At 69.8% G+C, this 24,190-nt stretch carries 23 protein-coding genes; 14 read left to right on the top strand and 9 right to left on the bottom strand.

All coding sequences use genetic code 11. From position 1 onward, the window contains the following. Window positions 1-59: 59 nt before the first annotated feature. The 7 genes from AC1RLW_RS07775 to AC1RLW_RS07745 all read left to right on the top strand — a co-directional run bounded on the left by AC1RLW_RS07775 (window position 60) and on the right by AC1RLW_RS07745 (window position 9,534). Window positions 60-1,961, top strand: coding sequence for a bifunctional sugar phosphate isomerase/epimerase/4-hydroxyphenylpyruvate dioxygenase family protein (locus tag AC1RLW_RS07775; protein WP_493192669.1), 1,902 nt, complete (start codon window positions 60-62; stop codon window positions 1,959-1,961). Between the two features lie 49 nt (window positions 1,962-2,010). Further along, the gene (locus tag AC1RLW_RS07770) at window positions 2,011-3,432 is read left to right on the top strand and encodes an MFS transporter (RefSeq protein WP_095744853.1); all 1,422 of its coding nucleotides are present in this window, start codon (window positions 2,011-2,013) and stop codon (window positions 3,430-3,432) included. A 47-nt stretch (window positions 3,433-3,479) separates the two neighbouring features. After that, window positions 3,480-4,154, top strand: a complete 675-nt coding sequence (locus tag AC1RLW_RS07765) for a DsbA family oxidoreductase (protein WP_493192668.1) — start codon at window positions 3,480-3,482, stop codon at window positions 4,152-4,154. A 115-nt stretch (window positions 4,155-4,269) separates the two neighbouring features. Next, window positions 4,270-5,865: a DUF1800 domain-containing protein gene (locus AC1RLW_RS07760; RefSeq protein WP_493192667.1), complete on the top strand. Its 1,596-nt coding sequence runs from the start codon at window positions 4,270-4,272 to the stop codon at window positions 5,863-5,865. 14 nt (window positions 5,866-5,879) lie between these two features. Beyond that, complete coding sequence (locus AC1RLW_RS07755; protein WP_369647514.1) at window positions 5,880-7,103, top strand: DUF1501 domain-containing protein; 1,224 nt, start codon at window positions 5,880-5,882, stop codon at window positions 7,101-7,103. 198 nt (window positions 7,104-7,301) lie between these two features. Continuing rightward, window positions 7,302-8,705: an NHL repeat-containing protein gene (locus tag AC1RLW_RS07750; protein ID WP_493192666.1), complete on the top strand. Its 1,404-nt coding sequence runs from the start codon at window positions 7,302-7,304 to the stop codon at window positions 8,703-8,705. Between the two features lie 73 nt (window positions 8,706-8,778). Further along, complete coding sequence (locus AC1RLW_RS07745) at window positions 8,779-9,534, top strand: tRNA-uridine aminocarboxypropyltransferase (protein WP_493192665.1); 756 nt, start codon at window positions 8,779-8,781, stop codon at window positions 9,532-9,534. 21 nt (window positions 9,535-9,555) lie between these two features. Here AC1RLW_RS07745 and AC1RLW_RS07740 read toward each other — a convergent pair whose 3' ends face one another. Both AC1RLW_RS07740 and AC1RLW_RS07735 read right to left on the bottom strand, forming a co-directional pair. Beyond that, window positions 9,556-10,443, bottom strand: a complete 888-nt coding sequence (locus tag AC1RLW_RS07740; RefSeq protein WP_493192664.1) for an amidohydrolase family protein — start codon at window positions 10,441-10,443, stop codon at window positions 9,556-9,558. Between the two features lie 114 nt (window positions 10,444-10,557). After that, the gene (locus AC1RLW_RS07735; RefSeq protein ID WP_493192663.1) at window positions 10,558-10,848 is read right to left on the bottom strand and encodes a hypothetical protein; all 291 of its coding nucleotides are present in this window, start codon (window positions 10,846-10,848) and stop codon (window positions 10,558-10,560) included. A 155-nt stretch (window positions 10,849-11,003) separates the two neighbouring features. On the opposite strand from AC1RLW_RS07735, the gene AC1RLW_RS07730 reads away from it, so the two are divergent. Continuing rightward, window positions 11,004-11,204, top strand: a complete 201-nt coding sequence (locus AC1RLW_RS07730; RefSeq protein WP_062474379.1) for a hypothetical protein — start codon at window positions 11,004-11,006, stop codon at window positions 11,202-11,204. A 15-nt stretch (window positions 11,205-11,219) separates the two neighbouring features. Here the strand turns inward: AC1RLW_RS07730 and AC1RLW_RS07725 are convergent, their stop codons facing one another. Further along, window positions 11,220-12,212, bottom strand: a complete 993-nt coding sequence (locus tag AC1RLW_RS07725; RefSeq protein ID WP_493192662.1) for a Bug family tripartite tricarboxylate transporter substrate binding protein — start codon at window positions 12,210-12,212, stop codon at window positions 11,220-11,222. Between the two features lie 42 nt (window positions 12,213-12,254). After that, window positions 12,255-13,475 (bottom strand): M20 aminoacylase family protein, encoded by a 1,221-nt coding sequence (locus AC1RLW_RS07720; RefSeq protein ID WP_493192661.1) that lies wholly within the window; start codon window positions 13,473-13,475, stop codon window positions 12,255-12,257. A 128-nt stretch (window positions 13,476-13,603) separates the two neighbouring features. On the opposite strand from AC1RLW_RS07720, the gene AC1RLW_RS07715 reads away from it, so the two are divergent. After that, window positions 13,604-14,590, top strand: coding sequence for a LysR family transcriptional regulator (locus tag AC1RLW_RS07715; protein WP_493192660.1), 987 nt, complete (start codon window positions 13,604-13,606; stop codon window positions 14,588-14,590). On the opposite strand, the gene AC1RLW_RS07710 is transcribed toward AC1RLW_RS07715, so the two are convergent. The 3 genes from AC1RLW_RS07710 to AC1RLW_RS07700 all read right to left on the bottom strand — a co-directional run bounded on the left by AC1RLW_RS07710 (window position 14,581) and on the right by AC1RLW_RS07700 (window position 18,723). Next, a complete protein-coding gene (locus AC1RLW_RS07710; RefSeq protein ID WP_493192659.1) occupies window positions 14,581-16,185 on the bottom strand; it encodes a phospholipase D-like domain-containing protein in 1,605 nt (534 codons plus the stop codon). The two genes, AC1RLW_RS07715 and AC1RLW_RS07710, sit on opposite strands and share 10 nt — an antisense overlap. Window positions 16,186-16,285: 100 nt before the next feature. Further along, window positions 16,286-16,537: a cell division protein FtsQ/DivIB gene (locus AC1RLW_RS07705; protein ID WP_070095020.1), complete on the bottom strand. Its 252-nt coding sequence runs from the start codon at window positions 16,535-16,537 to the stop codon at window positions 16,286-16,288. 89 nt (window positions 16,538-16,626) lie between these two features. Next, on the bottom strand, window positions 16,627-18,723 hold the full coding sequence (locus AC1RLW_RS07700) for a S8 family serine peptidase (protein WP_493192658.1): 2,097 nt from the start codon (window positions 18,721-18,723) through the stop codon (window positions 16,627-16,629). A 107-nt stretch (window positions 18,724-18,830) separates the two neighbouring features. Here AC1RLW_RS07700 and AC1RLW_RS07695 point away from each other — a divergent pair, with 107 nt between their 5' ends. Further along, entirely contained in the window at window positions 18,831-19,100 is a 270-nt protein-coding gene (locus tag AC1RLW_RS07695; RefSeq protein WP_447743384.1) for a hypothetical protein, read from the top strand. A gap of 11 nt (window positions 19,101-19,111) precedes the next feature. On the opposite strand, the gene AC1RLW_RS07690 is transcribed toward AC1RLW_RS07695, so the two are convergent. Continuing rightward, window positions 19,112-19,333, bottom strand: coding sequence for a DUF7661 family protein (locus AC1RLW_RS07690; protein ID WP_143599026.1), 222 nt, complete (start codon window positions 19,331-19,333; stop codon window positions 19,112-19,114). A gap of 109 nt (window positions 19,334-19,442) precedes the next feature. On the opposite strand from AC1RLW_RS07690, the gene AC1RLW_RS07685 reads away from it, so the two are divergent. Next, the gene (locus AC1RLW_RS07685) at window positions 19,443-19,760 is read left to right on the top strand and encodes a hemagglutinin (RefSeq protein ID WP_493192657.1); all 318 of its coding nucleotides are present in this window, start codon (window positions 19,443-19,445) and stop codon (window positions 19,758-19,760) included. A gap of 11 nt (window positions 19,761-19,771) precedes the next feature. Here the strand turns inward: AC1RLW_RS07685 and AC1RLW_RS07680 are convergent, their stop codons facing one another. Continuing rightward, window positions 19,772-20,488, bottom strand: a complete 717-nt coding sequence (locus AC1RLW_RS07680; RefSeq protein WP_493192656.1) for a hypothetical protein — start codon at window positions 20,486-20,488, stop codon at window positions 19,772-19,774. A 111-nt stretch (window positions 20,489-20,599) separates the two neighbouring features. On the opposite strand from AC1RLW_RS07680, the gene AC1RLW_RS07675 reads away from it, so the two are divergent. From AC1RLW_RS07675 to AC1RLW_RS07665, 3 genes are all read left to right on the top strand, one after another. Beyond that, the gene (locus AC1RLW_RS07675; protein ID WP_493192655.1) at window positions 20,600-21,517 is read left to right on the top strand and encodes a protein NO VEIN domain-containing protein; all 918 of its coding nucleotides are present in this window, start codon (window positions 20,600-20,602) and stop codon (window positions 21,515-21,517) included. 154 nt (window positions 21,518-21,671) lie between these two features. Continuing rightward, on the top strand, window positions 21,672-22,973 hold the full coding sequence (locus tag AC1RLW_RS07670; protein WP_062474398.1) for a UDP-N-acetylglucosamine 1-carboxyvinyltransferase: 1,302 nt from the start codon (window positions 21,672-21,674) through the stop codon (window positions 22,971-22,973). Window positions 22,974-23,102: 129 nt separating this feature from the next. Then, entirely contained in the window at window positions 23,103-24,143 is a 1,041-nt protein-coding gene (locus AC1RLW_RS07665; protein ID WP_493192654.1) for an NAD(P)H-dependent flavin oxidoreductase, read from the top strand. Window positions 24,144-24,190: the final 47 nt, after the last annotated feature.

Genomic DNA, 24,190 nt, shown 5'->3' with positions numbered 1-24,190 from the left:
GATCAGACGGGGCTGATTTGCATTGTGGCGCGCCCGGGCTCTTTCTACAGTCCATCCCCATGCACCGCGCCATTGCCACCGTCTCGCTCAGCGGCACCCTCCGCCAGAAGCTCGAAGCCATCGCGGCCGCGGGCTTCGACGGCATCGAGCTGTTCGAAGCCGATTTCGTCAACTTCCGCGGCACCGCCGCCGAGCTGCGCCGCATCGTGGCCGACCTGGGCCTGGCTATCGACCTGTACCAGCCCTTCCGCGACTTCGAAGGCATGCCCGAAGCGCAGTTCCACCGCAGCCTGGAGCGCGCCGAACGCAAGTTCGACCTCATGGAAGCCATGGGCGCGCCGCTGGTGCTGTGCTGCTCCAACACCTCGCCGCTGTCGGTGAACGACCCGGCGCGCGCCGCCGCCCAGCTGCACGCGCTGGCCGAACGCGCCGCGCGCCGCAACCTGCGCGTGGGCTTCGAGGCGCTGGCCTGGGGCCGCCACACCTCGCGCTACGCCCAGGCCTGGGACATCGTGCAGCGCGCCGACCACCCGCACCTCGGGCTGATCCTCGACAGCTTCCACACGCTGTCGCTGAAGGACGACCCGGCGGGCATCGCCGCGATTCCGGGCGAGAAGATCTTCTTCGTGCAGATGGCCGATGCGCCGCTGTTGTCGATGGACGTGCTGCAGTGGGCGCGCCACCACCGCTCGTTCCCGGGGCAGGGCGATTTCGACGTGGTCGGCTTCTTCGAGCAGGTGCTGCGCGCGGGCTACACCGGGCCGCTGTCGCTGGAGATCTTCAACGACATCTTCCGCGAGACGCCGAACCGCCGCACCGCCGTCGATGCGATGCGCTCGCTGCTGTACCTCGAAAGCGAAACGCGCGAGCGGCTCGCCCACGGGAATGCGCCCGTGCAGCCGCAGCGCGTGGAGCTGTTCAACCCGCCGCCCGCGCCGGCGCTCTCGGGCCTGTCGTTCATCGAGTTCGCGGCCGACGAGGCCTCGGCCGTCACGCTCGGCGCGCTGCTCGGGCAACTGGGCTTTCGCCGCGTGGGGCGCCATCGCTCCAAGGCCGTCACGCTGTACCGCCAGGGCGGCATCCACTTCATCGTCAACGCGCAGCCCGATTCGTTCGCGCGCCGCCGTTTCGAGGCGCACGGCACCTCGGTCTGCGCGCTGGGCGTGCGCTGCGCCGACCCGCTCGCGGCCGTGGGCCGCGCGAGCGCCATGCGTTCGCAGCGCCACGACAGCCCGGTCGGGCCGAACGAGCTGCGCGTGCCGGCCATCGTGGCGCCGGGTGGCAACCTGATCCATTTCGTGCCCGAGGCGCTGGGCGCCAACGGGCTGTACGAGACCGACTTCATCCTCGAAGACGCGGGGCCCGACGCGCACGATGCCGGCCTCACGCGCATCGACCACGTCGCGCTGGGCCTGGCGCTCGACCAGCTCGACACCTGGGTGCTGTTCACGCGTGCCGTGCTCGGCCTGGAGCCCGGCGAGAGCTTGGAGCTGGCCGACCCCTTCGGCCTGATCCGCAGCCGCGGCGTGGCCAATGCCGACCGCAGCCTGCGCCTGGTGCTGAACGTGTCACTGAGCCAGCGCACGCGCACCGCGCGCACGCTGAGCGTGACCGGCGGCGGCGCGGTGCACCACATCGCGCTCGATTGCGACGACATCTTCGACACCGTGGCCCGGCTGCGCGCCAACGGCACGCGCTTCGTGCCGATCTCGGACAACTACTACGACGACCTGGCCACGCGCATCGACGTGGCGCCCGAGCTGCTGGCGCGCATGCGCGAAGCCGGCGTGCTGTTCGACCGCTCGGCGGCCGGCGACTACCTGCACATCTACACCGAGAGTTTCGACGGCGGCCTCTTCTTCGAGGTCGCACAGCGCGTGGGCGGCTACGACGCCTACGGCGCGCTCAACGCACCCGCGCGCATGGCGTCGCAGGCGCAGCAGCCCCAACAACAAGACTGATTTTTTCCCCTCGCATCCGACACCTTCGTCACACCACTGGAGACAACCCATGGCCCACCCATCCGCCAAAGAGCCGCAAGGCAAGCACCAGTCGAGGAAAGCCGCCGCCAGCGGCTGGATCGGCTCGGCGCTGGAGTACTACGACTTCTTCATCTATGCCACCGCCGCGGCGCTGATCTTTCCGCAGATCTTCTTTCCCAAGGGCGACCCGACCACGGCCATCATCGCGTCGCTCGCGACCTACGGCGTGGGCTATGTCGCGCGCCCCATCGGCGCCTTCGTGCTCGGCCACTGGGGCGACACGCACGGGCGCAAGCAGGTGCTGGTGCTGTGCATGTTCCTGATGGGCTTCTCGACCGTGGCCGTGGGCCTGCTGCCGACCTACGACCAGGTCGGCCTGCTGGCCCCGGCGCTGCTGGTGTTCCTGCGCCTGGTGCAGGGCTTCGCGGTGGCCGGCGAAATCTCGGGTGCGAGCTCGATGATTTTGGAGCACGCGCCGTTCGGGCGCCGCGGCTTCTTCGCGAGCTTCACCTTGCAGGGCGTGCAGGCCGGCCAGATCCTGGCGGCCGCCGTGTTCCTGCCGCTGGCGCACTACATGCCTGAAGAGTCCTTCAACTCGTGGGGCTGGCGCATTCCGTTCCTGCTGAGCTTCATCGTGATCGTGGCCGGCTACATCATCCGCCGCGAGGTCGACGAGACGCCGGCCTTCGCCGAAGTCGACCAGAAGGGCGAAGTGGCCAAGGCGCCGATCGTCCAGGCGCTGACCGACAGCTGGGGCGACATGCTGCGCGTGATCTGCATGGCGCTGATGAACGTGATTCCCGTGGTCGCCACCGTGTTCGGCGCGGCCTACGCGGTGCAGGCCGCCTACGGCATCGGCTTCCAGAAAGACGTGTACCTGTGGATTCCCGTGCTGGGCAACATCCTGGCCGTGCTGGTGATCCCGTTCGTGGGCAACCTGTCGGACCGCATCGGCCGCAAGCCGCCGATCATCGTGGGTGCGCTGGCGTCGGGCCTGCTGTCGTTCGTGTACCTGTACGCCATCAGCATCAAGAACGTGCCGCTGGCCATCTGCATGTCGCTCTTGATGTGGGGCATCGTGTATCAGGGCTACAACGCGACCTTCCCGAGCTTCTACCCGGAGCTGTTCCGCACCCGCAACCGCGTGTCGGCCATGGCCATCTCGCAGAACATCGGCACCACCTTCACCGCGCTGCTGCCGGCGCTGTTCGCCGCCGTGGCGCCTCCGGGCTCGACGAACATCTGGTTCACCGTGGGTGCGATCACCTTCGCCGTGACCGTGCTGGCCGCGCTGGCCGCCATGAGCGCCCGCGAGACCTACCGCGTCCACATGCACGACCTGGGCAACCCGAACGCGGTGCCGGTCGACAAGGCCGAGTACGACCGGCTGCGCGAAGAAACGCTGGCCAGCGCCCGCACGGAGCGCGAGCGCCGCAAGGCCATGGCCTGAAGACCCCGCGCGCACAAAGGGGTTGTGGCGCCATGAAGAATGGCGCCATGACCGCCCATCTCAAGATCGATTTCGTCTCCGATGTCTCCTGCCCCTGGTGCGCCGTGGGTCTCGGCTCGCTCGAGGCCGCCCTGAAACGGGTGGCGCCGGAGGTCACGGCCGAACTGCATTTCCAGCCCTTCGAGCTGAACCCGCAGATGCCGCCCGAAGGCCAGGACACCTTCGAGCACCTGAACCAGAAGTACGGTTCCTCGCGCGAGCAGCAGGCCCAGGCCCGCGAGGCGATCCGCCAGCGCGGCGCGGCCGTCGGCTTCGAGTTCAGCGCCGGGGGCCGGCCCCGCGTGTACAACACCTTCAACGCCCACCGCCTGCTGCACTGGGCCGAACTGGAAGACCCGGCCAAGCAGGTGGCGCTCAAGAAGCTGCTGCTCAAGGCCTACTTCACCGACAGCCAGAACCCTTCGGACATCGAGGTGCTGGTGCGCGCGGCGACCGAGGCGGGGCTCGACGCGGCGCGGGCCCGCGAGATTTTGGCCGGCGACGAGTTCGCGCAGGAAACCCGCGAACGCGAGCGCCTGTACACCGACGCCGGCATCCATTCGGTGCCCGCGATCATCATCAACGACCAGCACCTGATCTCCGGCGGCCAGCCGGTCGAGGTGTTCGAGCGCGCGCTGCGGCAGATCGCGGGCGCGGAGCCCAGCCGCACGGCCATGGCCTGAACGTGCGGGGCCGCGGCCCTGCCGTTTTGTCCTGAAACGAAGCTGACCTTCAGCTTTACCTGAGCGCGTGGCGAGGTCGGTCAACCGCCTACATCGCGAAGCGGTTGATCGGTTCATGATCGACCGCATGCCGTTTCCGAAGCTGCACTGTTCGCGCGCGATCGTCGTGACGCTGGCCGCCGTGCTGGCGCTCACCGCCTGTTCCACCGGCCTGCTGCGCCCCGAGGGCCCGCCGCTCACGGCGCTGGGCCATGCCGCCGACACGCCCGCTGCGCAACTGCGATGGCTCGATCGTGTGAGCTGGGGCGCCAACGCCGGCAGCCAGGCCGAGCTGGCGCGCGACGGCCTGCCGCGCTGGATGGGCCGGCAGCTGCGTCCCGCGCCGCGTCCGCTGCCCGCGGCGGCGCAGGCGCAGATCGACGCCATGGCCATTTCGCGCACGCCGCTCGACCAGCTCGTCTTCGCACTCGATGCCCGGCGCAAGGCCGCCGACGCCTTGCCCGACGAAGAAGCGAAGAAGGCCGCACGCACGGCCTACCAGCAGGAACTCAACACCCTCGCGCGCGAGGCGCAGCAGCGCTTCCTGCTGCGCGCGCTGTATTCGCCCAACCAGCTGCAGGAGCAGATGACCTGGTTCTGGATGAACCACTTCAACGTCAGCATCCGCAAGGACCTGGTGCGCGCGATGGTCGGCGACTACGAAGAGAACGCCATCCGCCCGCACGCGCTCGGCAAGTTCCGCGACCTGCTGGGCGCCACCGCGCGGCACCCGGCCATGCTGCGCTACCTCGACAACGCGCAGAACGCCGCCAACCGCATCAACGAGAACTACGCGCGCGAGCTCATGGAGCTGCACACGCTGGGCGTGGGCGGCGGCTACACGCAGGCCGACGTGCAGGAACTGGCGCGCGTGCTGACCGGCGTGGGCGTCAGCGTGCAGCCGCCCGACGCAGCGCCGCCCGCGGTGCGCCCGGCCGTGCGCGCCGACTACGTGCGCCAGGGCCTGTTCGAGTTCCACCCGAACCGGCACGACTACGGCCCGAAGACCTTCCTGGGCCAGCCCATTCAAGCGCGCGGCCTGGCCGAGGCCGACGAGGCGCTCGACCGCCTGGCGCGCGCGCCGGCCACCGCACGCTTCATCTCGCGCAAGCTCGCCGTGTACTTCGTGGCCGACGAGCCGCCGCCCGCGCTGGTCGATCGCATGGCCGCCACCTTCACGCGCAGCGACGGCGACATTGCCGCCACCTTGCAGACGCTGTTCGAATCGCGCGAGTTCGCGGCCTCGCTGGGCCGCAAGTTCCGCGACCCCGTGCACTACGTGGTGGCGGGCGTGCGGCTGGCCTACGACGAGCGCGTGGTGCTCAACACCACGCCGATGATCGGCTGGATCAACCGCATGGGCGAGACCCTGTACGCCCACGAGACGCCCGACGGCTACCCGCTCAACGAGGCCGCCTGGGCCAGCGCGGGGCAGATGAACACCCGCTTCGAAATCGCGCGCGCCATTGGCACGGGCGGCGCCGTGCTGTTCCGCACCGACGACAAGGCGCCGCTCGAGAAACCGCCGTTTCCGCCGCTGGCCGAGTCGCGCGCCGTGCATGCGCTGCAGCCCGGCCTGAGCGCCGACACGCAGCAGGCGCTCGCGCAGGCGAAGAACCCGCCGGAGTGGAACACCTTCCTGCTGGCATCGCCCGAGCTGATGCGGCGTTGAAAAGAGGGACCGTCATGCAACGTCGACACCTGCTGCAACTCATCGCCGCCACGCCGCTGGCCGGCGCCGCCGCGCGCGTGGTTGCCGCGCCCGCGGCCGAGGGCACCAAGCTGCTCGTCGTGTTCCTGCGCGGCGCCTACGACAGCACCAGCCTGCTGGTCCCCACCGCGAACAGCGACTTCTATTACGCCTCGCGGCCCAACATCGCCATCCCCCGGCCCGGCACGCCCGACGGCGCGTTGCCGCTCGATGGCGGCGACTGGGGCCTGCACCCCGCGCTCGCGCAGAGCGTGCTGCCGCTGTACCAGCGCAAGCAGGCGGCCTTCATCGCCTTCGCCGGCACCGACGACCTCACGCGCAGCCACTTCGAGACGCAGGACGCCATCGAGCTCGGCGTGGCGCCCGACAACGCGCGGCGCGACTACCGCTCGGGCTTTCTCAACCGGCTGGCCGGCGTGCTCGGCGCCGGACCGCTGGCCGACGTGTCGCCCATCGCCTTCACCGACCAGCTGCCCATCGTGCTGCGCGGCGACGACGCCAAGGCCGCCAACATGGCGCTCGCGGGCGTGGCGCGGCAGGCCCTCGATGCGCGGCAGAGCCAGATCATTGCGTCGATGTACCGCAACACCGCGCTCGCGCAGCCCGTGGCCGAGGGCTTCCAGGTGCGCGACGAGGTGGTGCGCGCCATGCAGGCCGAGATGGACGCCGCCAGCCGCAACGCCATGAGCCCCAAGGGCTTCGAGCAGGTCGCGCGCCGCATGGCGCTCTTGATGCGCGAGCGCTTCGACATCGGCTTTGTCGATGTCGGCGGCTGGGACACCCACGTGGGGCAGGGCGCAGCCAAGGGCTACCTGGCCAACCGTTTCGAAGAACTGGGCCGCGGCGTGGCCGGCTTCGCGCAGGAGATGGGCGAGCCCGCCTGGCGCCAGACCGTGGTGGTCGTCGTCAGCGAGTTCGGCCGCACCTTCCGCGAGAACGGCAACCGCGGCACCGACCACGGGCACGGCACCGTGTACTGGGTGCTCGGCGGCGGCCTGGCCGCACAGGCGGGCGGGCGCGTCGTGGGCGAGCAGCAGCCGCTGACGCAGGCCACGCTGTTCCAGAACCGCGACCACGCGGTGCTCAACGAGTACCGGGCGGTGCTGGGCGGGTTGTTCCAGCGGATGTACGGGCTGTCGACTGCGCAGGTGGCGCGGGTGTTCGGCGGTGCGACGACGAAGGACCTGCGGCTGGTCTGACGGCCCCGAGGGCAACCCTCATTCCCGATCTTTTCCGGACGCGTCGTTCGTTCCCGCTACCGCGCGGCCGCAGGGACAAGCGTCGCCGCATTTACTTGTTTTCGGGGATGGTCCCGGCGCACGGCAATTACAAAAATAGACATTCAGAAACAATTGGGCGCTCCAGCCGGAGAGCGGGTTTCTCCAAAGAGGCGTCGGATGCTTTCCAAGCGAGCGAGTTCTTACGGGCGCTGCAGCGCCATGGCCGGTGTGATCGTGCTGCTGGCGGCCTGCGGCGGTGGTGGGGGAGGCGGCGGTGGCGCGGGTTTCCTGCCGATGGCCGCGCCGGCACAGCCGCAGCCCGAGCCGGCGCCTCCCGTGGTCGTGACCCACACGGTCGGTGGCACCGTCACTGGCCTCGCCGGCAGCCTGGTGCTCCAGAACAATGCGGGCGACGACCTGAAGCTCACGGCCGATGGCAAGTTCACCTTCACCACCGCGCTCGTCGAAGGTGCGGCCTACGAGGTCAGCGTACGCACCCAGCCTCTGTGGCAGTTCTGCACCGTCAGCAAGGGCAGCGGCAAGGCGGCGGCCGACGTTGGTGACGTGGCGGTCGCGTGCTCGGCGGTGCAGGCGCAGGTGTCCACGTTCGCCGGCTCCGGCACGATCGGCTCGGTCAATGGCAACGGCAGCGCGGCGTCGTTCTATCTCCCGTACAGCGTGGTCCTCGACAAGAGCGGCAGCCTGCTCGTGTCGGACACGGCAACGAACCTGGTGCGAAAGATCTCGCCCGCTGGCGATGTCACGACCTTTGCGGGCGGTGGCAACAACGGCACTTCGCAAGACGGCAACGGCGCGGCAGCCTCGTTCTCGGGCCTGTCCGGTCTTGCGCTGGACGCCACGGGCAATGCCTATGCTGCGGAATTCGGCGGCAACCGCATCCGCAAGATCACGCCAGCGGCCGACGTGACCACGCTCGCGGGCAGTGGCGCCATCGGGTCGCTCGATGGCCACGGCACCTCTGCCACGTTCAAGACCCCTTCATCGGTGGCCACGGACGCCGCCGGCAACATCTACGTGCTCGAATTCATCGGCGCCGTTGTCCGCAAGATCACGCCGGCCGGCGACGTCACCACGCTGGCCGGTTCGGGCACCGCGGGCTTTGCTGACGGCACGGGGACTGCGGCATCCTTCGGGCAGGCCTACGGCATCGCGACCGACGCGGCCGGGAACATCTACGTGGCTGACAGCAGCAACAACCGCATCCGCAAGATCACGCCCGGCGGCGTGGTCACGACGCTGGCGGGCTCGGGCCAGGCCGGGGCGGCCGACGGGGCCGGCAACTCGGCATCTTTCCACCAGCCGGGCGGCCTGGCGGTGGACAGCGACGGCATCATCTACGTGGCCGACACGGGCAACAGCCTGCTGCGCAAGATCACGCCGGCGGGCGTGGTCTCCACGATCGCCGGCCAGCCTGGTGTGCTGGGCGCGCAGAACGGCATCGGCACGGCAGCCACGTTCAAGCAGCCTTATGGGGTGACGGTGGATGCCGCTGGCAATCTGTACGTGGCCGACACCTTCAACAACCTGATCCGCAAGGTCACGCCGGCTCGCACGCCCTGATCCCGAGGCATCGCGGCAGCGTCGGTGAGGGCAGGGGCCGCCATGCGACGGCCACGCCACCGAGAATCGGGGTATGCCTCATGCCGTCTCCCTCCTTCGCGCCGCGCGCCTGGCGCGCAGCGCCAAGCCTTTTCTTGCCCGTGGCGGTTTCAAGCGCGAGCGCTGTGCGGGCTGCCGCCTGGTGCCCAGCCATTGCATGTGTGCCGTGCGCCCTCCGGTGGCCACGCGCGCGGGGGTGTGCCTGCTCATGGCCGACATCGAGCCGCTCAAGCCCACCAACACGGGGTGGCTGGTGGCCGATGTGGTGCCCGAAACCTTCGCCTTCGGCTGGGCCCGCACCGAGACCGATCCCGCGCTGCTGGCGCTGCTGGACGACCCGCAATGGCAGCCCTACGTGGTGTTCCCGGGGCAGTACGCGGCGCCCGAGCGCGTGGTGCTGGGCGTTCCTTCGTCGCCTGATGCGGCCGGTGGCGGCAGCGCGAAGCGCCCGCTCTTCATCCTGTTCGATGCGACCTGGGCCGAGGCCCGCAAGATGTTTCGCCGCAGCCCTTACCTCGACCGGTTGCCGGTGCTGAGCCTGAAGCCGGCGCAGATCACGCAGTACAAGCTGCGCAACTCCGGCCGCGACGACCACTTCTGCACCAGCGAGGTGGCGGCGATGTGCATGGACCTGGCCGGCGAACACGCTGCGCAGCAGACGCTGGACGCCTACCTGGGCGTGTTCACGCACCACTACCTGTGCGCGAAGAACCAGCAGCCGGTGGCGTGGGACGGCGCCGCGCACCAGCGGCTGCGCGAGGTGGCCGCGCGGCGCGATCAGGCCGCCTGAGACCGTCTGCGCGGGTGGGCCTCAGCGCAGGTCGAACAGCGCCGCCGCGTTGCCCCAGGCGATGCGCTGCGCCACGGCGGGCGGCAGGTCGCCCAGCCAGGTGCGGTAGCCGCGCATGATCTCGTCGTAGGCGCTCCAGCGCTGGTTGACCCAGGTGTCGGAGCCGACCATGAAGCGGTCGGGGTGCTTGAGGATCAGCGCGCGCCACTCGGGGCACAGGCGCCCGCCCTCGCAGGTCAGGCCGGGGCGGTACGAGAGTTCGCCCATCAGCAGCGGGTAGCGCTCCAGCATCGCCTGCACGCGCTCGACCGGCGTGCCGCCGATGCCGGTGTGGGCCCAGATGAGGCGCAGCGCGCGGCCCTTCGACGGCGCATTCGCCATCAGCAGGTCGACGGCCACGTCGTCTACGTGCGCGAGCACCGCGAGCTTTTTCTCTTCGGCCAGTGCGATCAGTTTCTTTGCCACGGGGCCGTTGGCGTTGGCGCTCTCGTACAGGTGGAATTCACCGAGCCCGCGGTAGGGGCCGCTGGCGGTGCCGCGCGCCAGTTCGGCCAGCACCATCTCGTGGATGCTCTCGTCGCGGAACCAGTTGTTGTAGTCGTCGCGGTTGCGGTACAGGCGCACGAAGGGCACCACGGTGACGCCGGCGGCGCGGGTCTCGCGCGCGGCGGCCAGGGTCTGCGTGCCGGCGTTGGGCCGCGAGTTCGCGATGATGGCCTTCACCTGGTTGCGCTGCATGCGCGCGAGCGCCTCGGTGGGCGGGAAGGGGCCGGCATTGCCGTCCCAGGCTTCCTGGTTGTAGTGCAGATGGGTGTCGAACAGCGGGCCGTTGTAAGGCGCGGCGGTTTGCCCGTGGGCTTGGGACAGGGCCAGGGCCGCGCAGGCGGCGAAGCGGGCAATGAAGCGCATGGGGTTCTCGCGGTGAGGGCCGGGGAGCCGGATTACATCACCACAGATCACCGCATCGGCACAGCCGCGCCCTTGTCGCCGGGCGCGACCTCGAGGCGATCGCGCGGGCCGGCGTCAGCTGCCGGTCGGGTGCGTCGTCGCCTTGCGGCTGCCATCCAGCGAGTACAGCTGCGGGCGGTCTTCCACCGCGACCGCCACCGCCTCGGTGCCGTGCTCCGCGGCGCGCGGTTGCCGGTACAGCTCGTTCTCGAGCCGGCGGGCACGTTCCGCGTACATGCGGGCGAGGGCGCTGTGATGCTCTGCGGCAGCTTGGTGTTCGATGCGTGCCATCTGCGCCTCTTCGAGCAGTGCCGAGGCACGTTTCAAATAGGCCGTGTGGGTGGGCCGAAACAAGAAGTCGAACATGGTTTCACACTCCTTTCCGCTGCAACAACGGTGCAATCATTGTGAACGAATGGCCTCAAAACGCCATCGCTTCCTGTGGCTGCGACGCATCGAAGAAGCGTTCTGTTTCACTTGAGTCAGACAGAATCGGTGGAAGAGAGAGGGTTCGATCACCGATGAGCAATGAGGTTCGTTTTTGTCTGGAATACCGGCTTGCCGAAGGCGGGCCCGCGCATGCCGTGCAGACCGCGTGGATGGTCGATTCACCGGCCACGCGTGCGCAGATCGAGGAAATGATTGTCAACGCGCGCGCGATGAACGCCGCGCAGGCGAAGTGGTGGGTGGAGGAGCGCCAGGGGGGCGACGCCCCGCGCTGAAACGGCCGGCGGGCCTCAGTCGCGCATGTTCGCGAACTTCACCAGCGTTGCGTACTTCGCCGTGTCCTCGCGCATGATCTGCCCGAGGTCTTCCTTGCCCGTGGCGGGAATGGAGCCGCCTTCTTCCAGGCGTCGGCGGATCGCCGGGTCGGCCAGGCCGGCCTGCAGCGCCGCGCGCAGGCTCTGCACGATGGGCGCGGGCAGGTCCTTCGGGCCCGCGAGCGCGAACCAGCCGCTCAGCTCATAGCCCTTCAGCTGCGGATGCTCGCCGAGCGCCGGCACCTGCGGCAGGCCGGGAAAGCGCTTGGCCGACGAGACACCCAGCGGCACGATCCGTCCGCCCTGCAGGAACGGTGCCGCGGCGGTGGGCGACACGATCGCGAAGTCGAGCGTGCCGCCGACCAGGTCGCTCGTGAGTGGCGCGGTGCCGCGGTAGGGAATGTGCGTGAGGAACAGGCCCGCGCGCTGCTTGATCTGCTCGCCCACGAAGTGCAGCGTCGAGCCCACGCCCGAGCTGCCGTAGCTGTACTTGCCGGGGTTGCGCTTGGCCAGGGCGATGAACTCGTCGAGGTTCTTCACGCCCACCTTCGGACTCGCCACCAGCAGCACGGGCGCGAAGGCGAGCAGGCTGACGGGGGTCAGGTCTTTCACCGGGTCGTAGCGCTGCGCTGGGTTCACGAGCACCGTGGCCGCCATCTCGTTGCTGGAGCCGGCCAGCAGCGTGTAGCCGTCGGCCGGGCTGCTCACCGCGCGCTGCGCCGCGACCACGCCCGCCGCGCCGGTCACGTTTTCGACCACCACCGTCGCGCCGAGCTTGGCCGAAAGAATGTCCGCCGCCACGCGCGCGGCCATGTCGACCGAGCCGCCCGGCGCGTAGCCGACCAGCAGCTTGATGGGCTTGGCGGGGTAGGTACCCTGCGCGAAGGCGGGGGCGGCGGCACAGAAGGCGGCGGCGCCGAGCGCGCTCAGTGCCACGCGGCGCGAAACGGAAGAAGCAAGACGGGTCATCGCGGTTCCAGTACGGGGAAGTGGGAAAAGGAAGAGGCCCGCTCAGGCCTGCGCGGCGAGGAAGCGGCGTACCAGCTGCACCCAGTAGCTGGCCGCGATCGGCAGGATCGCGTCGTTGAAGTCGTAGCCGGGGTTGTGGACCATGCAGCCGCCGGTGCGGTGGTGCTCGCCTTCGCCGTTGCCCACGATCAGGTAGCTGCCGGGGCAGCGCTCCAGCATGAAGGAGAAGTCCTCGCTGCCCGTGAGCGGCGCCAGCGGCGGCAGCAGGCCGTCGTCGCCCAGCCAGTCGCGCGCGACCTGCCGTGCGAAGCGCGTGGATTCCTCGTCGTTCACCAGCGCGGGGTAGCGCCAGTGGTAGTCCACCTCGGCCTTCACGCCGAGCGTGACGGCCTGCGCCTGCGCCAGCTCGGTGATGCGCTCGCGCAGCATGGCGCGGATCTCGGGCCGGTAGGCGCGCACCGTGAGGCGCATCTGCACGCTGTCGGCAATCACGTTGGGCGCGTCGCCGCCGTGGATCGCGCCCACCGACACCACCGCCATCTCGCGCGGGTCGACGTTGCGCGACACGATGGTCTGCAGCGCCACGACGATGTGCGCCGCCGCCACCACCGGGTCGGCCGACAGGTGCGGCGCCGAGCCGTGTCCGCCGCGCCCCGTCACCGTGATCGTGACCGAGTCGGACGAGGCCATGAACGAGCCCTCCTTGAAGCCGAACTTGCCCGCCGGAAAGCCGGGCATGTTGTGCAGCGCGAAGATGGCGTCGCAGGGAAAACGCTCGAACAGGCCTTCTTCCACCATGCGGCGCCCGCCGCCCAGGCCTTCCTCGGCCGGCTGGAAGATCAGGTGCAGCGTGCCGTCGAAGCCGCGCTCCTGCGCGATGACGCGCGCGGCGGCCAGCAGGATGCTGGTGTGGCCGTCGTGGCCGCAGGCGTGCATCTTGCCGGGCACCTGGCTGGCATAGGGCAGGCCGGTCGCTTCCTGGATCGGCAGCGCGTCCATGTCGGCGCGCAGGCCCAGGCGCCGCGTGCCCGTGCCGCATGTCAGCGTGGCGACCACGCCGGTGCCGGCCAGGCCGCGGTGCACCGCGTAGCCCCACTCGGCCAGGCGCGTGGCCACCAGCTCGCTGGTGACGTGCTCTTCGTAGGCCAGTTCGGGGTGCGCGTGGATGCGGTGGCGCAGGCCGACCATCTCGGGCGCGACCTCGCGCACGGCGGGCAGCACGCTCTCGAGGGCGGCGGCGTTGTCGACGGTGTAGGTCGTCATGGGGGAATCTGTCTCCTTGCTGTCTTGCGGCGAGTCTAGGAATTCGCTGCCTGCGGGGGCAGACAGGCGCCGCCATGCGGAGGCGGGCGGCGCCTGTCACTGTGGGGGGCTGCGGATAATCGGCCGCCATGAAGCTGCACCAGCTCCGCTATCTCGCCGCCGTCGCCTCCGAAGGCAGCATCCGCGCCGCCGCGCGGGCACTGGGCGTCACCCAGGCCACGGTCACGCAGGGCCTGCGCGAACTGGAGGCGCATGCGCAGGTGGCGCTGTTCACACGCCACGGCGGCGGCATCGCTTTCACGCCGGCCGGGCTGGAGCTGCTGGAGCATGCGCAGCGCGTGCTGGCCCAGCTGCGCCAGGCCGAAGACACGCTCTCACGCCACCGCGACACCGGCGCGCAACAGCGCCTGACCGTGGCCATCACGCCCTGGATCACGCAGACCCTGCTGCCGCGCGTGGTGTCGCTGTTTCGCGAAGAGCTGCCGCACGTGCAGCTCGAGATGTTCGATGGCCTCTCGGCGCTCAGTTACCCGCGGCTGCGCGAGGGCAGCCTCGACCTGCTGATCGGCCGCATCGGCCCCGACGAGGCCATGCAAGGGCTGCAGGCGCAGCCGCTGTTCCGCTACGACATGACGGTGGTGGCGCGCCGCGGCCACCCGCGGGCCGGCGCGCAGTCGATGGCCGAGCTGCTGCAGGACGACTGGGTGCTCAACTTCACGCCGGGCGAGGGCGCGAGCTTTCTCGACAACCTGTTCCGCCAGCACGGCCTGGCCGCGCCCGTGCAGCGCATCCAGCTGGCGCATTCGCCGTCGATGATGCTGGGCCTCGTGCGCAAGACCGACATGCTCACCTTCTGCCCCTGGCCGCTGGTGGAAACCGAGAGCCTGCGCTATGCGCTGGTGACCTTGCAGCTGCGCGAGCGCTTCCACAGCAACGTCGTGGGCATCGTGCGCCGTGCGCAGGAGGCGCCGTCGCATGCGGCGGCGCGCTTCATTGCGCACTTCCTGGCGCAGCTGCCGGTGTGGCAGGCCTCGGACGATCCGGAGCTGCGGCGGGTGCTGCACTCGGTGGATTTCATCGAGGCGGCACCGGACGGCCCGTTGCCTCACCCGTGATAGTCGCTCCACGACATGCGCACCATGCCCGGTGGCGTGGGCGCGCCGGCTGAGGCCAGCGTCACCGGCGGATCGTCGTCCACGCGGCTTTTGGCGCGCGAGTCCCAGTCGTCGAGAAAGACCTGCTGGTAGTACTGCGCCACTTCTTCGTTGTGGATGATCAGTCCGGCGTCGCGGTTGCGCAGCACGCCGTCGCCCGACCAGTTGGTGCTGCTCACCAGCACCGCCTGGCCGTCCACGATGATGCCCTTGTTGTGGATGCTGCCCTGGACGCGGAACACGTCCTGGTTGCAGCCCGCCTCGACCAGCTTGCGGATGTTGTCGGCCGCGCTGGTGCTGCCCAGGATGATGCGCAGGTCGAGGTCCGGCTCGGTGCTGCGCTGTGCCAGCTTGCGCAGCAGCGCGCGAAAGTCGGCGTCCTTGTCGGCATCGCTCCAGGTGATGTAGGCGAACTGCAGGTACAGCGAGGTCTGCGCGCTGTCGATGAGCGCGTTGATGTGCGGCAGGTAGTTGTCCGGCGTGAGCACGGGCTGGACTTTCACCGTGGTCTTCACCGCCGGCAGCCGCGCAGGCTCGACGGGCACCACCGGCCCCGCGAAGGCTACGGCCTGTTCCAGCAGGTGGTCGAGCGGCACGAACACGTCGGGCAACGTGAGCTTGGGCGCCACGTCCAGCGCCGCGTCGGCGGCGCCGTCGGCTTCTTCCTTCTCGGAGGCCTTGAGGTCGTGCAGGATGTACTTCTCGAACACCTTCGAGAGCACGGCGTCGTTGCAGATCACGTGCCACTCGCGGTTGCCCTTGCTGAACATGCCCTTGGCCTGCGCGGGCGTGGCCACGGGGTCGATGTCGGGCTGGCTGCGCTTGCTCCAGTTGCCGCTCGACAGCCAGAAGGCCTTGTGGTCGCGCACTGCCACCTTCTCGTGGTACGCGCTGGCGAAGCGGCGGCCCTTGCCGCACTGCACGAGCCAGGCCCTGAAGTCGGCCTCCTGCTGCAGCTTGCGCAGCTTCTTGCGGATGACCTGCTCTTCTTGCGTCATGCCGTCGTCCCAGCTCAGCGCCGCCGCGATGCCGCCGTCGCGCACGAGGTCGATGAAGACCTGCGCGATGTGGTCGGCGTTGAAGTCGTACATCGCCACCGACAGCGAGCGCGTGGTGCCCTCGAGAAAGGGCCGCAGCACCGGCCACCCCGCATCGGGGCCGACGTGGCACAGGAAGGGCTGCTTCACGTTGTAGACCTTGTCGATGGGCTGGCCTGCGGGCGGCTTGTAGACGAGGCCGACGGCGGCTTCGGCGAGTGCGTTCACCGTGTCCTCGAAGTCCGCACTGGCGGCCAGCTGGCGCGCGGGGTCGGCCTGCATCACGCAGACGCGGTACGGACCGAGCTGCCGCGGCGCGCGCTCGGCCGCGGGCACCTCCGACAAGGGCCGCTTGCGGTCGACCAGCACGATCACGGCGGGCTCGCGCAGGAACCGGCCATCGACCAGCGGAAAGCCCGGCTCCGCCGCCACGTAGCCGGGCAGGGCGGCCAGCTGCGCCTGGTGGGTGGCGATCACCGACCGGACCGCCGCGCGCGCGGCATCGTCGAGCACTTTCATGGGTGTTCCTTGGGATGGGTTGTGGTGCACGCGTGTGCGGGCGCCTGCCGGCATGGCATGCGCGAAGGCAGCGACCCGGGTGGGTCGCGTGTCAGGGGAATCAGGAGATGTTGGGCAGCCGGCGCGACAGCTCGACCGACTCGACGGCCGGGTCGGCTTCGAGCTGCTGGAGCTTGTCGAGCGGGATCTCGGCCGAGAACAGGCCCGGCGAGATGTCGGCGCGCGCGGCGATGTAGTCCGGGCGCTCGGCGCCCTCGCACAGCTTGACCAGCACGACGACGCGCTCGCCCGACACCGGCGCGGGGGCGGCCGAAAAGTCGAGCTTCTTGAGCGAGCGCAAATCGATGGGCATGAGAGGGCAGATGGGGGCGGGAACACAGATTACACCCCCCGCTCGAGTTCGGCACAACCGCACCGGGCGTGGGGGTCATGGCTGGATCGTCAGATCGCGCCGCTGCCGGCCCGGCCGTCGCCGCGCTGCGGGTCCCAGCCGGCCGGCCCGCCGCCGGGCTTGACGCCCGCCTTCAGCCTGGCGCGGATGTCGGCGATGGTCAGCTTCTTTCCCGCTTTGTGGGCCTTGGCCAGCATCAGCGCGACCAGCCCCGTCACCGCCGGCGCCGCCATGCTGGTGCCCGACTTCTTCACCATGCCGTCCTTCGTGCGCGACTGCGCGGCCTTCACCTGCACGCCGGGTGCGCTGACCTCGGGCTTGGGCCGGCCGTCGCGCGTAGGGCCCGCGCTCGAGAAGCTGGCGGCGGGCTCACCCGTCTTGCGGGCGTCGTACGCACCGACCACGATCGACAGTTTTCCTGTCGACAGCGAGCCCAGCAGGTGCGACTTCACCGGCTGGCCGAAGTACGACTGGCCGCTGTCCAGGCGTTCGAGCCAGGCGTGGAACGGCACGTCGTCGGCGGCCAGGGCGTGCAGCCGCACCTTGAACTCGCCGTCGGGCCAGTTGGGTGCGAGCCAGATGCCGATCACGTTGTCCTTGTTGTTCGGGTCGGTGATGCGGCTGCTGAGGAACGCGGCGATCTCGCCGTTGCCCGCGCCGAGCGGAAAGTTTTCGCCCGGTGCGACGCTGGCCAGCACCTCGCCATCGGGGCCCAGCAGCTCGGCGCGCAGGCGCTGGCTGCCGCCGTACCAGAGCTCGAACTCGCCGCCCTTGCCGTTGACCAGGGTCCACGACACATCCAGGTGCCCGTTGCCGGTCACCGTGCCCGCCGTGTGCGTGTTGTCTTCCTGCGAATTGCCGGCCGCCAGCACGATCGCGCGGTTGGGCTTTTGCGACACGAGCGCATCGAAGCCCTGCTCGACCAGCGAGGTGCCGTCGTGCGGGCCGCCGTTGGTGCCCAGGCTCAGGTTGACGACGCAGGGCCTGTCGCCCGCGCGGTCGAAGATGAACTTCACCGCCTCGAGCATCTGCACCGAATCGCCGAAGGAGCTGAACACGGCGTTGTGGCCGGTCCACGCGATGTCGCGGGCCGACATCTCGACGAAGATCAGGTCGGCCTTCGGCGCCACGCCGGGTTGCAGCGACCCCCGCCCATTGCCGCCGGCAATGTCCATCACATGCGTGCCGTGCGAACCCGGGCTGCCCGGCATGCCCGCGCCGGGGTCGTAGCCCAGCGCCTTGTACGGGTCGGACTTCTTCAGCGCCTTGTCGATGTCCGCCGCCTCGAAGAGCCGGCCGTAGCCGTAGGGGCTGTTGGCCTTGGCCGGCGCGCCTTGCTGCCACAGCGCCAGCAGGCGCGTCTTGCCGTTGGCCTTGACGAAGTTCTGGTGCGCGAAGTCGCCGCCCGAATCGACCACGCCGATCACCACGCCGGCGCCGCCCGCCGTGCCGGCGAGCGCGGGGTTGTCGGCCTGCACGCCCATCGATGCGATGGTGTTGTTCAGCGCCGGCAGCACGGGTTGCGAGGCCTTCATGCTGAGCACGGCCGGATGCTGGCGAATGACTTCTGCCTTGCCCAGCGGAATGCGGCCCGTGACGAGCACCGTGCCGTCGTCGGCGGTGCCGATGTCGGAGCCCGCATCGACGTCGGGAATGTCGGCCCACTCGGCATGGCTGGTGACGCGCGCCACCACCGGCACCGAGTCGCCGTCGGCGGACGAGATGGGCATGCTCTGCTTGCCCGCGCGGCGGTTCATCACCGCCAGCTGCAGCCGCGGGTCCATCGAGGTCTCGACGTCCATCGGCAGGCGCTGCAGCTGTGCGAGCCCGAAGGTCGACACCGGAGAGAGCCGCGTGCACAGCGCGTCGGCCGTGCCGGCGAGCGCGGCGGTGAGGGCGGGGGAGGCTTCGCCCGGCAGGTGGCCCGCGGCGGGCGCATCGGCATGGGCCGACTGCGCCACCATCGCGGCGGCCATCTCGGGCGGAAGGTCGACCCAGCTGTTGAGCAGCTTGATCTGCCCAGTCACGTGGAGCCGCACGCTGCCGGACGACAGCGCCGGCGTCAGCACCCCGTGCGGCATCCTGGGGACTTTCGTATCGGCGGGCGAGGGCTTCTTCGCGGCGACGCGCTTCTTGGCTGGGGCCATCGGTCGGATCTCCTTGCGCAGGGGGACGGGTGGGTACCGCGAGGTGTAGCAGATTGCCGTGTCATCTGTCACCCCGGCTTGGGCAAGGATGCGGTCAGAATCGCCGCATGAAAGTGGTGTTCAAGCTTCTGTTCGCGTACCTGGTGGCGAGCCTGCTGTCGACGGGCCTTGCACTGGTTCTCTTTCCGCTGCACGCGCATGTGCCTGCGGTGGTGGTGCTGCTCGCGTTTCCGCTGGTGCCGTGGACCCTGCTTGGCAACCTCGCGAGCGAGGGCTTCAGGGCCCGGGAGGTGGGGCCGCTGTTGGTGTTCGTGCTGGCGTTCGGCGGCGTGGCCTGGCTGATGCTGCGCGCGTCATCGAAGGCCGCGCAGCGATAGCAACGCCGGGCTCACTTCGCGCCGATCTCGAAGACATCGCCGTTCGTCGGCGTCGCGTTCTCGTGATAGATGTCGTAGAGGTATTGTGCGAGGTCGGCCGGCGCCACATCCGGTGGAATCGCGAGCTGGGCGAGGCCCAGTTTTCCATCGGCGCCGACCCAGTGGCTGCGCCAGCGGGCATCGGTCATTTCGACGCGCAGGGTGCGGCCGAACACGTTGAAGAGGTGGCGCATCGTCTGGGCTCCGGGCATGCACGAAAAGAGATGAGGGGACCGCCACTGTAGCGCCCTCGTCGTATGCACAATGGGCCGAATCGCCCGTCACATCCACTTCAGAGTCCGCATGGCAGACCTCAACGTACGCAAGACCTACGAAGCGGCCGTGGCCGCGCTCGGTCCTGCTGCCGAGCGGATGCTGGCCGATGGTGTGAGTGAAGAACAGGTGGCGCGCTGGATCTTCGCGCAGCGGGACGATCTCAAGCTGCACTACCGCGCGCTGACGCCGTCGGACGCGCTGCAGGCCCTCGAAGCCAGGTCGCACAGCCGCTATGGCAACACGCTGGGCCCGTCGATCGAGCAACTGCGAAGCGCGGGCAAGTCGTGGCGGGACATCATCGATTCGGCGGCGCGGCCGGGGACTCACTACCGCCAGGGCGATTGATCGTTCGTTCGCTACTTGCCGCTGCGCCAGCGACCGGAGTTCGCGCAGACCTGCGCCGGTTCGCCGTTCACCCGGACCTGTTCTTCATCGAGCCGCGACGCGGTGAGCGGATCGACATCGAAGCCGACGCCGAGCAGGCGTGCCACCTGCGCGTCTTCGATCGACAGCTCCCAGGTCAGGAACAGCTGCGTGCGATCGAGCGAAGACGGGAAGTCGGCTGCATCGAAGCCGTGGTCGCTGCGCGGCACGACGGCGTGGGGCTGGCCGGTGTCGAACAGCAGGGCCGTGCCCCGGGTGAGCGGGATTCGATGGCCCGTGACGGGGAAATGCACGTCCAGTCCCTTGTCTTCGCTGAGGAACAGGTTGCAGAACGCCGCGCCGCCGTACTGCGCGCCGTCGTGGTGGTAGCGCGCGCCGCGGCAGGCCATCAGGGCGACGTCGCTGGCCGGCAGCAGCGACGCGGGCAGGCCCAGCGTGCCGAGCCAGCCGGACATCGCCTGCACGCACTGCGCATAGTCGGGCCAGCGCGTGCGTGCGCGGGCCAGCGGCATCGGTTCGACATCGCCGGGTTCGAGCGGCACGTTCGTGGCGATCTCCCGCTGCCAGTCGGCCACGAGGCGCGCCGGGGGCTCGGGCACGTCGAGCATGGCCGCGTGCACGATGCCGCTCACGCTGCGGCTGCGCAGCGTGTCGCCGTGCCAGAAATAGGAGGTCAGCAGGTCGTGCATGCGAGGGCTTTCAAGGCACGGAGGGTACACGCGGCGCGGCGCCGGGCACCGGGGAGCGACGGCCGATGCGGCATACTCCCACCCCCTCCCAACTCGCCAGAATTCCGCTGAATGGACAAGGAAGTCGACCCCTCCGTGCTCGCCGCCATCGATGAGATGCGGCTCTCCGGACCGCGCCTCACGCCGGTCGAAATCGTCGCCAAGATGGGGGTGTTCGACGCACGCGACAAGCCGTTCGAGCACGCCTGGCTCGCCACCGGCGACAACGTCATCGCCACCATCTGGGGCGAGTACGTGAGCGTGGCGGCCGGTGGCCGCTGGTTCTACCTGGAATCGCTCGACGCCCAGCGCCGCCCCGGCGGCGGCGTGCGCAGCGCCCAGCAGGCGCAGCGCGCCAAGGACCGCCTGGCCCTGCTCAAGCGCACCTTCGACGCCGGCCAGGGCTTCCGCGCCGTGCTGCAGACCAACCGCGTCGCCATCGCCGAGCTCGAGAGCAACAAGAGCGCCAAGGTGTCGACCCGCGTGCGCGACGACGCCGAATGGCACGTCGCGAGCTGGGAGCCCGAGCAGCAACTCGCCGTGCTGGTGCGCGGCGCGCGCGGCTGGGCGCCGACCGAGGCCGACATCACGGCCGCCAAGGCCCGTGGCGGCGTGCCGGCGGCCGACGATGCAGACGCGGCCCCGGCCGGCCCGACCACGACGGACGCCGTCCAGGCCGCCGCCATGGCCTACGTCATGGGCCACTTCAAGGGCTACGGCTACAACGCGGAAGACGTCACCAGCAAGGCGCAGGGCTACGACATCGAGGTGTCGAACGCCAAGGGCGCGATGCTGCTCAAGGTGGTCGTGAAGGGCACCGCCCCGGCGCTGCCAACCTTCGCGCTCACGCCCGAGGAAAGCCTGTGCGCCGTGCGCGAGCCGCTGTGGCGCCTGCTGGTGGTGGCCGACGCGGGCAGCGCGACGGCGGCGCACAAGATCTACAAGCCGACCGAAGTCGACCAGGCGCCGGGCTTCCAGCGCAAGGCCTGACCGGCCTCCCAGGCCACGCCGCGGCTGCACCAGTGCGCCGCGGGCGTTTCCAAATTCTTACAACTGAGCCCCCGGAAACCCGTCGTTTCCAACGGTAAAGTTCCGCCGTCCGGCGCGAACAGTTCGTGCCTTCGCCCCTCTGTTCGCCCCTTTCATGTCCAACCTCATCGTGCACGGCGGTACGCCCCTTCGCGGCCGCATCATTCCCTCCGCCAACAAGAACGCGGTGCTGCCGGTGCTGTGCGCCACCTTGCTCACCGGCGAGCCGCTGCGGCTGCACGGGGTGCCCGACATCACCGACGTGCGCAAGATCCTCGACATCTTCCGCACGCTGGGCAGCGAGGTCCGCATGGACCACGAGAGCGGCACGCTCGAACTGCACCACCGCGCCACGACCTTCGATGCGGCGCTCCACCGCCTGCCCGAGGAAATGCGCTCGTCGATCATGCTGGTGCCGCCGCTGCTGGCGCGCTTTGGCGTGGCGCGGCTGGAAGACAACGTCAAGGGCTGCACGCTGGGCGTGCGCGAGATCGATCCGCACGTCGAGGTGTTCCAGCGCTTCGGCGGCCAGGTGGAGCGCACCGAGGGCTCGCTGCTGGTGTATGCACCCGGCCGGCTCACGCCCACCGACCACTGGCTGGACTACGCCTCGGTGACGACCACCGAGAACTTCGTGCTGTGCGCGGCCGCCGCGGGCGGCACCTCGACGCTCACCAACGCGGCCTCGGAGCCGCATGTGCAGGAGTTCTGCCGCTTCATGGCCATGATCGGCGTGCGCATCGAGGGCATGGGCACCTCGCGGCTCACGGTGCATGGCGGCGGCGCGCTGGGTGGCGGCGAGTTCCGCTTCGACGAAGATTTCCACGAGATCACCACCTTCCTGGCGCTGGGCGCGATCACCGGCGGCGACGTCGTGGTGCGCAACAGCGCACCGGGCAACTTTCCGCTCATCGACCGCACCTTTGCCAAGTTCGGCGTGCAGATCGAGCATGCCGACGGCTGGTCGCGCGCCATCCGCAGCGGCCCGCTGAAGGTGCAGACGCCGTTCACCAGCAACGTGCTCACCAAGGTGGAGGCCGCGCCGTGGCCGTACTTCCCGGTCGACCTGCTGCCGATCTTCATCGCGCTGGGCGTGCGCGCGCAGGGCAACGCGATGTTCTGGAACAAGGTGTACGACGGCGCGCTGGGCTGGACCGGCGAGCTGTCGAAGTTCGGCGCGCACGTGTTCTCGTCCGACCCGCACCGGCTCATCACCTTCGGCGGCCACGCGCTCACGCCGGCGGTGGTCGAGAGTCCCTACATCATCCGCGTGGCGATCGCGCTGTTCATGGTGGCCGCGAGCATCGAAGGCAAGTCCGAGATCCGCAACGCCACGCCGATCCGGCGCGCCCATCCGCGCTTCGTGGAAAACCTGCGCAGCCTGGGCGTGCAGGTGGAGTGGACCAGCGAGGAGTGAGCCTGCGGCAGGCTGCGCGCTGCTCCTGCTGACCTGTCCCGCTGCCCGATGACCCCGCGGGCGCCGCGCTCAACGGCTTGGCTGGACAATGCCGTGCATTCGACACACGGACACAGGAGCGCACCCCGAATGACGACGTTGCAACAGATCCTCGGCACCGAACTTCCATTGATCCAGGCGCCGATGGCCGGCGCGCAGGCCAGCGCGATGGCGATCGCGGTGTGCAACGAAGGCGCGCTGGGGTCGCTGCCGTGCGCGATGCTCGGCCCCGACGCGATGCGCAGCGAACTCGCGGCGATCCGCGCGGGCACCGACAAGCCCTTCAACGTCAACTTCTTCGCCCACACTCCGCCCACGCCGGACGAGGCACGCGAGGCCGCCTGGCGCGCCGCGCTGGGGCCGTACTACGCCGAGTTCGGCATCGACTCCGCGGGCATCCCGACCGGCCCCGGGCGCAACCCCTTCAGCGCCGAGGTGGCCGACCTGCTGGCCGAGTTCAAGCCGCCGGTGGTGAGCTTCCATTTCGGGCTGCCGCCCGAGCCGCTGCTGGCCAAGGTGCGCGGCTGGGGCGCGAAGGTGCTGGTTTCGGCCACCACCGTCGACGAGGCGCTGTGGCTCGAGGCGAAGGGCGTCGACGCGGTCATCGCGCAGGGGCTCGAGGCCGGCGGGCACCGCGGCCATTTCCTGTCGCACGACCTCACGAAACAGCTCGGCACTTTCGCGCTGCTGCCGCAATTGGTGCGTGCATTGAAGGTGCCGGTGATCGCAGCCGGCGGCATCGCGGATGCCGACGGCGTGGCCGCGGCCATGGCGCTGGGCGCGGCCGGCGTGCAGGTCGGCACGGCCTACCTGCTGACGCCCGAGGCCATGACCAGCGCGCTGCACCGCGCGGCGCTGAAGAGCGAGGCCGCGCGCCACACGGCGCTCACCAACCTGTTCACCGGCCGACCCGCGCGCGGCATCGTCAACCGCGTGATGCGCGAGCTGGGCCCCATCGGCCCGGCGCCGGAATTTCCGCTCGCCACCTCGGGCATCGCGCCGCTGCGCGCCAAGGCCGAAGCGCAGGGCAGTGGCGATTTTTCTCCGCTGTGGTCGGGGCAGAACGCCACCGGCTGCCGCGAGGTGTCCTCGGCCGAGGTCACGCGGGCGCTGGCCAAGGGCTTTCGCTGAGCCGCGCCGTCCATCATTTTTCGAGGCTTTCGAGACCCTTCCGACCC

It is taken from the genome of Variovorax sp. GW822-FHT04A09 (assembly GCF_058801005.1).
The sequence above is the reverse complement of the archived record's forward strand: the minus strand, read 5'-3'. Positions and strand labels throughout refer to the sequence as shown.

Excerpts from the sequence above, each read along its gene's own strand:
- AC1RLW_RS07740 (WP_493192664.1), bottom strand. The coding sequence starts at position 10,443 with ATGCGCTTCATTGCCCGCTTCGCCGCCTGCGCGGCCCTGGCCCTGTCC.
- AC1RLW_RS07675 (WP_493192655.1), top strand. The coding sequence starts at position 20,600 with ATGGACAAGGAAGTCGACCCCTCCGTGCTCGCCGCCATCGATGAGATG.
- AC1RLW_RS07695 (WP_447743384.1), top strand. The coding sequence starts at position 18,831 with ATGAAAGTGGTGTTCAAGCTTCTGTTCGCGTACCTGGTGGCGAGCCTG.
- AC1RLW_RS07725 (WP_493192662.1), bottom strand. The coding sequence starts at position 12,212 with ATGACCCGTCTTGCTTCTTCCGTTTCGCGCCGCGTGGCACTGAGCGCG.
- AC1RLW_RS07765 (WP_493192668.1), top strand. The coding sequence starts at position 3,480 with ATGACCGCCCATCTCAAGATCGATTTCGTCTCCGATGTCTCCTGCCCC.
- AC1RLW_RS07715 (WP_493192660.1), top strand. The coding sequence starts at position 13,604 with ATGAAGCTGCACCAGCTCCGCTATCTCGCCGCCGTCGCCTCCGAAGGC.
- AC1RLW_RS07670 (WP_062474398.1), top strand. The coding sequence starts at position 21,672 with ATGTCCAACCTCATCGTGCACGGCGGTACGCCCCTTCGCGGCCGCATC.
- AC1RLW_RS07680 (WP_493192656.1), bottom strand. The coding sequence starts at position 20,488 with ATGCACGACCTGCTGACCTCCTATTTCTGGCACGGCGACACGCTGCGC.
- AC1RLW_RS07755 (WP_369647514.1), top strand. The coding sequence starts at position 5,880 with ATGCAACGTCGACACCTGCTGCAACTCATCGCCGCCACGCCGCTGGCC.
- AC1RLW_RS07685 (WP_493192657.1), top strand. The coding sequence starts at position 19,443 with ATGGCAGACCTCAACGTACGCAAGACCTACGAAGCGGCCGTGGCCGCG.
- AC1RLW_RS07745 (WP_493192665.1), top strand. The coding sequence starts at position 8,779 with ATGCCTCATGCCGTCTCCCTCCTTCGCGCCGCGCGCCTGGCGCGCAGC.
- AC1RLW_RS07705 (WP_070095020.1), bottom strand. The coding sequence starts at position 16,537 with ATGCCCATCGATTTGCGCTCGCTCAAGAAGCTCGACTTTTCGGCCGCC.
- AC1RLW_RS07720 (WP_493192661.1), bottom strand. The coding sequence starts at position 13,475 with ATGACGACCTACACCGTCGACAACGCCGCCGCCCTCGAGAGCGTGCTG.
- AC1RLW_RS07770 (WP_095744853.1), top strand. The coding sequence starts at position 2,011 with ATGGCCCACCCATCCGCCAAAGAGCCGCAAGGCAAGCACCAGTCGAGG.
- AC1RLW_RS07665 (WP_493192654.1), top strand. The coding sequence starts at position 23,103 with ATGACGACGTTGCAACAGATCCTCGGCACCGAACTTCCATTGATCCAG.
- AC1RLW_RS07735 (WP_493192663.1), bottom strand. The coding sequence starts at position 10,848 with ATGTTCGACTTCTTGTTTCGGCCCACCCACACGGCCTATTTGAAACGT.
- AC1RLW_RS07730 (WP_062474379.1), top strand. The coding sequence starts at position 11,004 with ATGAGCAATGAGGTTCGTTTTTGTCTGGAATACCGGCTTGCCGAAGGC.
- AC1RLW_RS07760 (WP_493192667.1), top strand. The coding sequence starts at position 4,270 with ATGATCGACCGCATGCCGTTTCCGAAGCTGCACTGTTCGCGCGCGATC.
- AC1RLW_RS07750 (WP_493192666.1), top strand. The coding sequence starts at position 7,302 with ATGCTTTCCAAGCGAGCGAGTTCTTACGGGCGCTGCAGCGCCATGGCC.
- AC1RLW_RS07700 (WP_493192658.1), bottom strand. The coding sequence starts at position 18,723 with ATGGCCCCAGCCAAGAAGCGCGTCGCCGCGAAGAAGCCCTCGCCCGCC.
- AC1RLW_RS07690 (WP_143599026.1), bottom strand. The coding sequence starts at position 19,333 with ATGCGCCACCTCTTCAACGTGTTCGGCCGCACCCTGCGCGTCGAAATG.
- AC1RLW_RS07775 (WP_493192669.1), top strand. The coding sequence starts at position 60 with ATGCACCGCGCCATTGCCACCGTCTCGCTCAGCGGCACCCTCCGCCAG.
- AC1RLW_RS07710 (WP_493192659.1), bottom strand. The coding sequence starts at position 16,185 with ATGAAAGTGCTCGACGATGCCGCGCGCGCGGCGGTCCGGTCGGTGATC.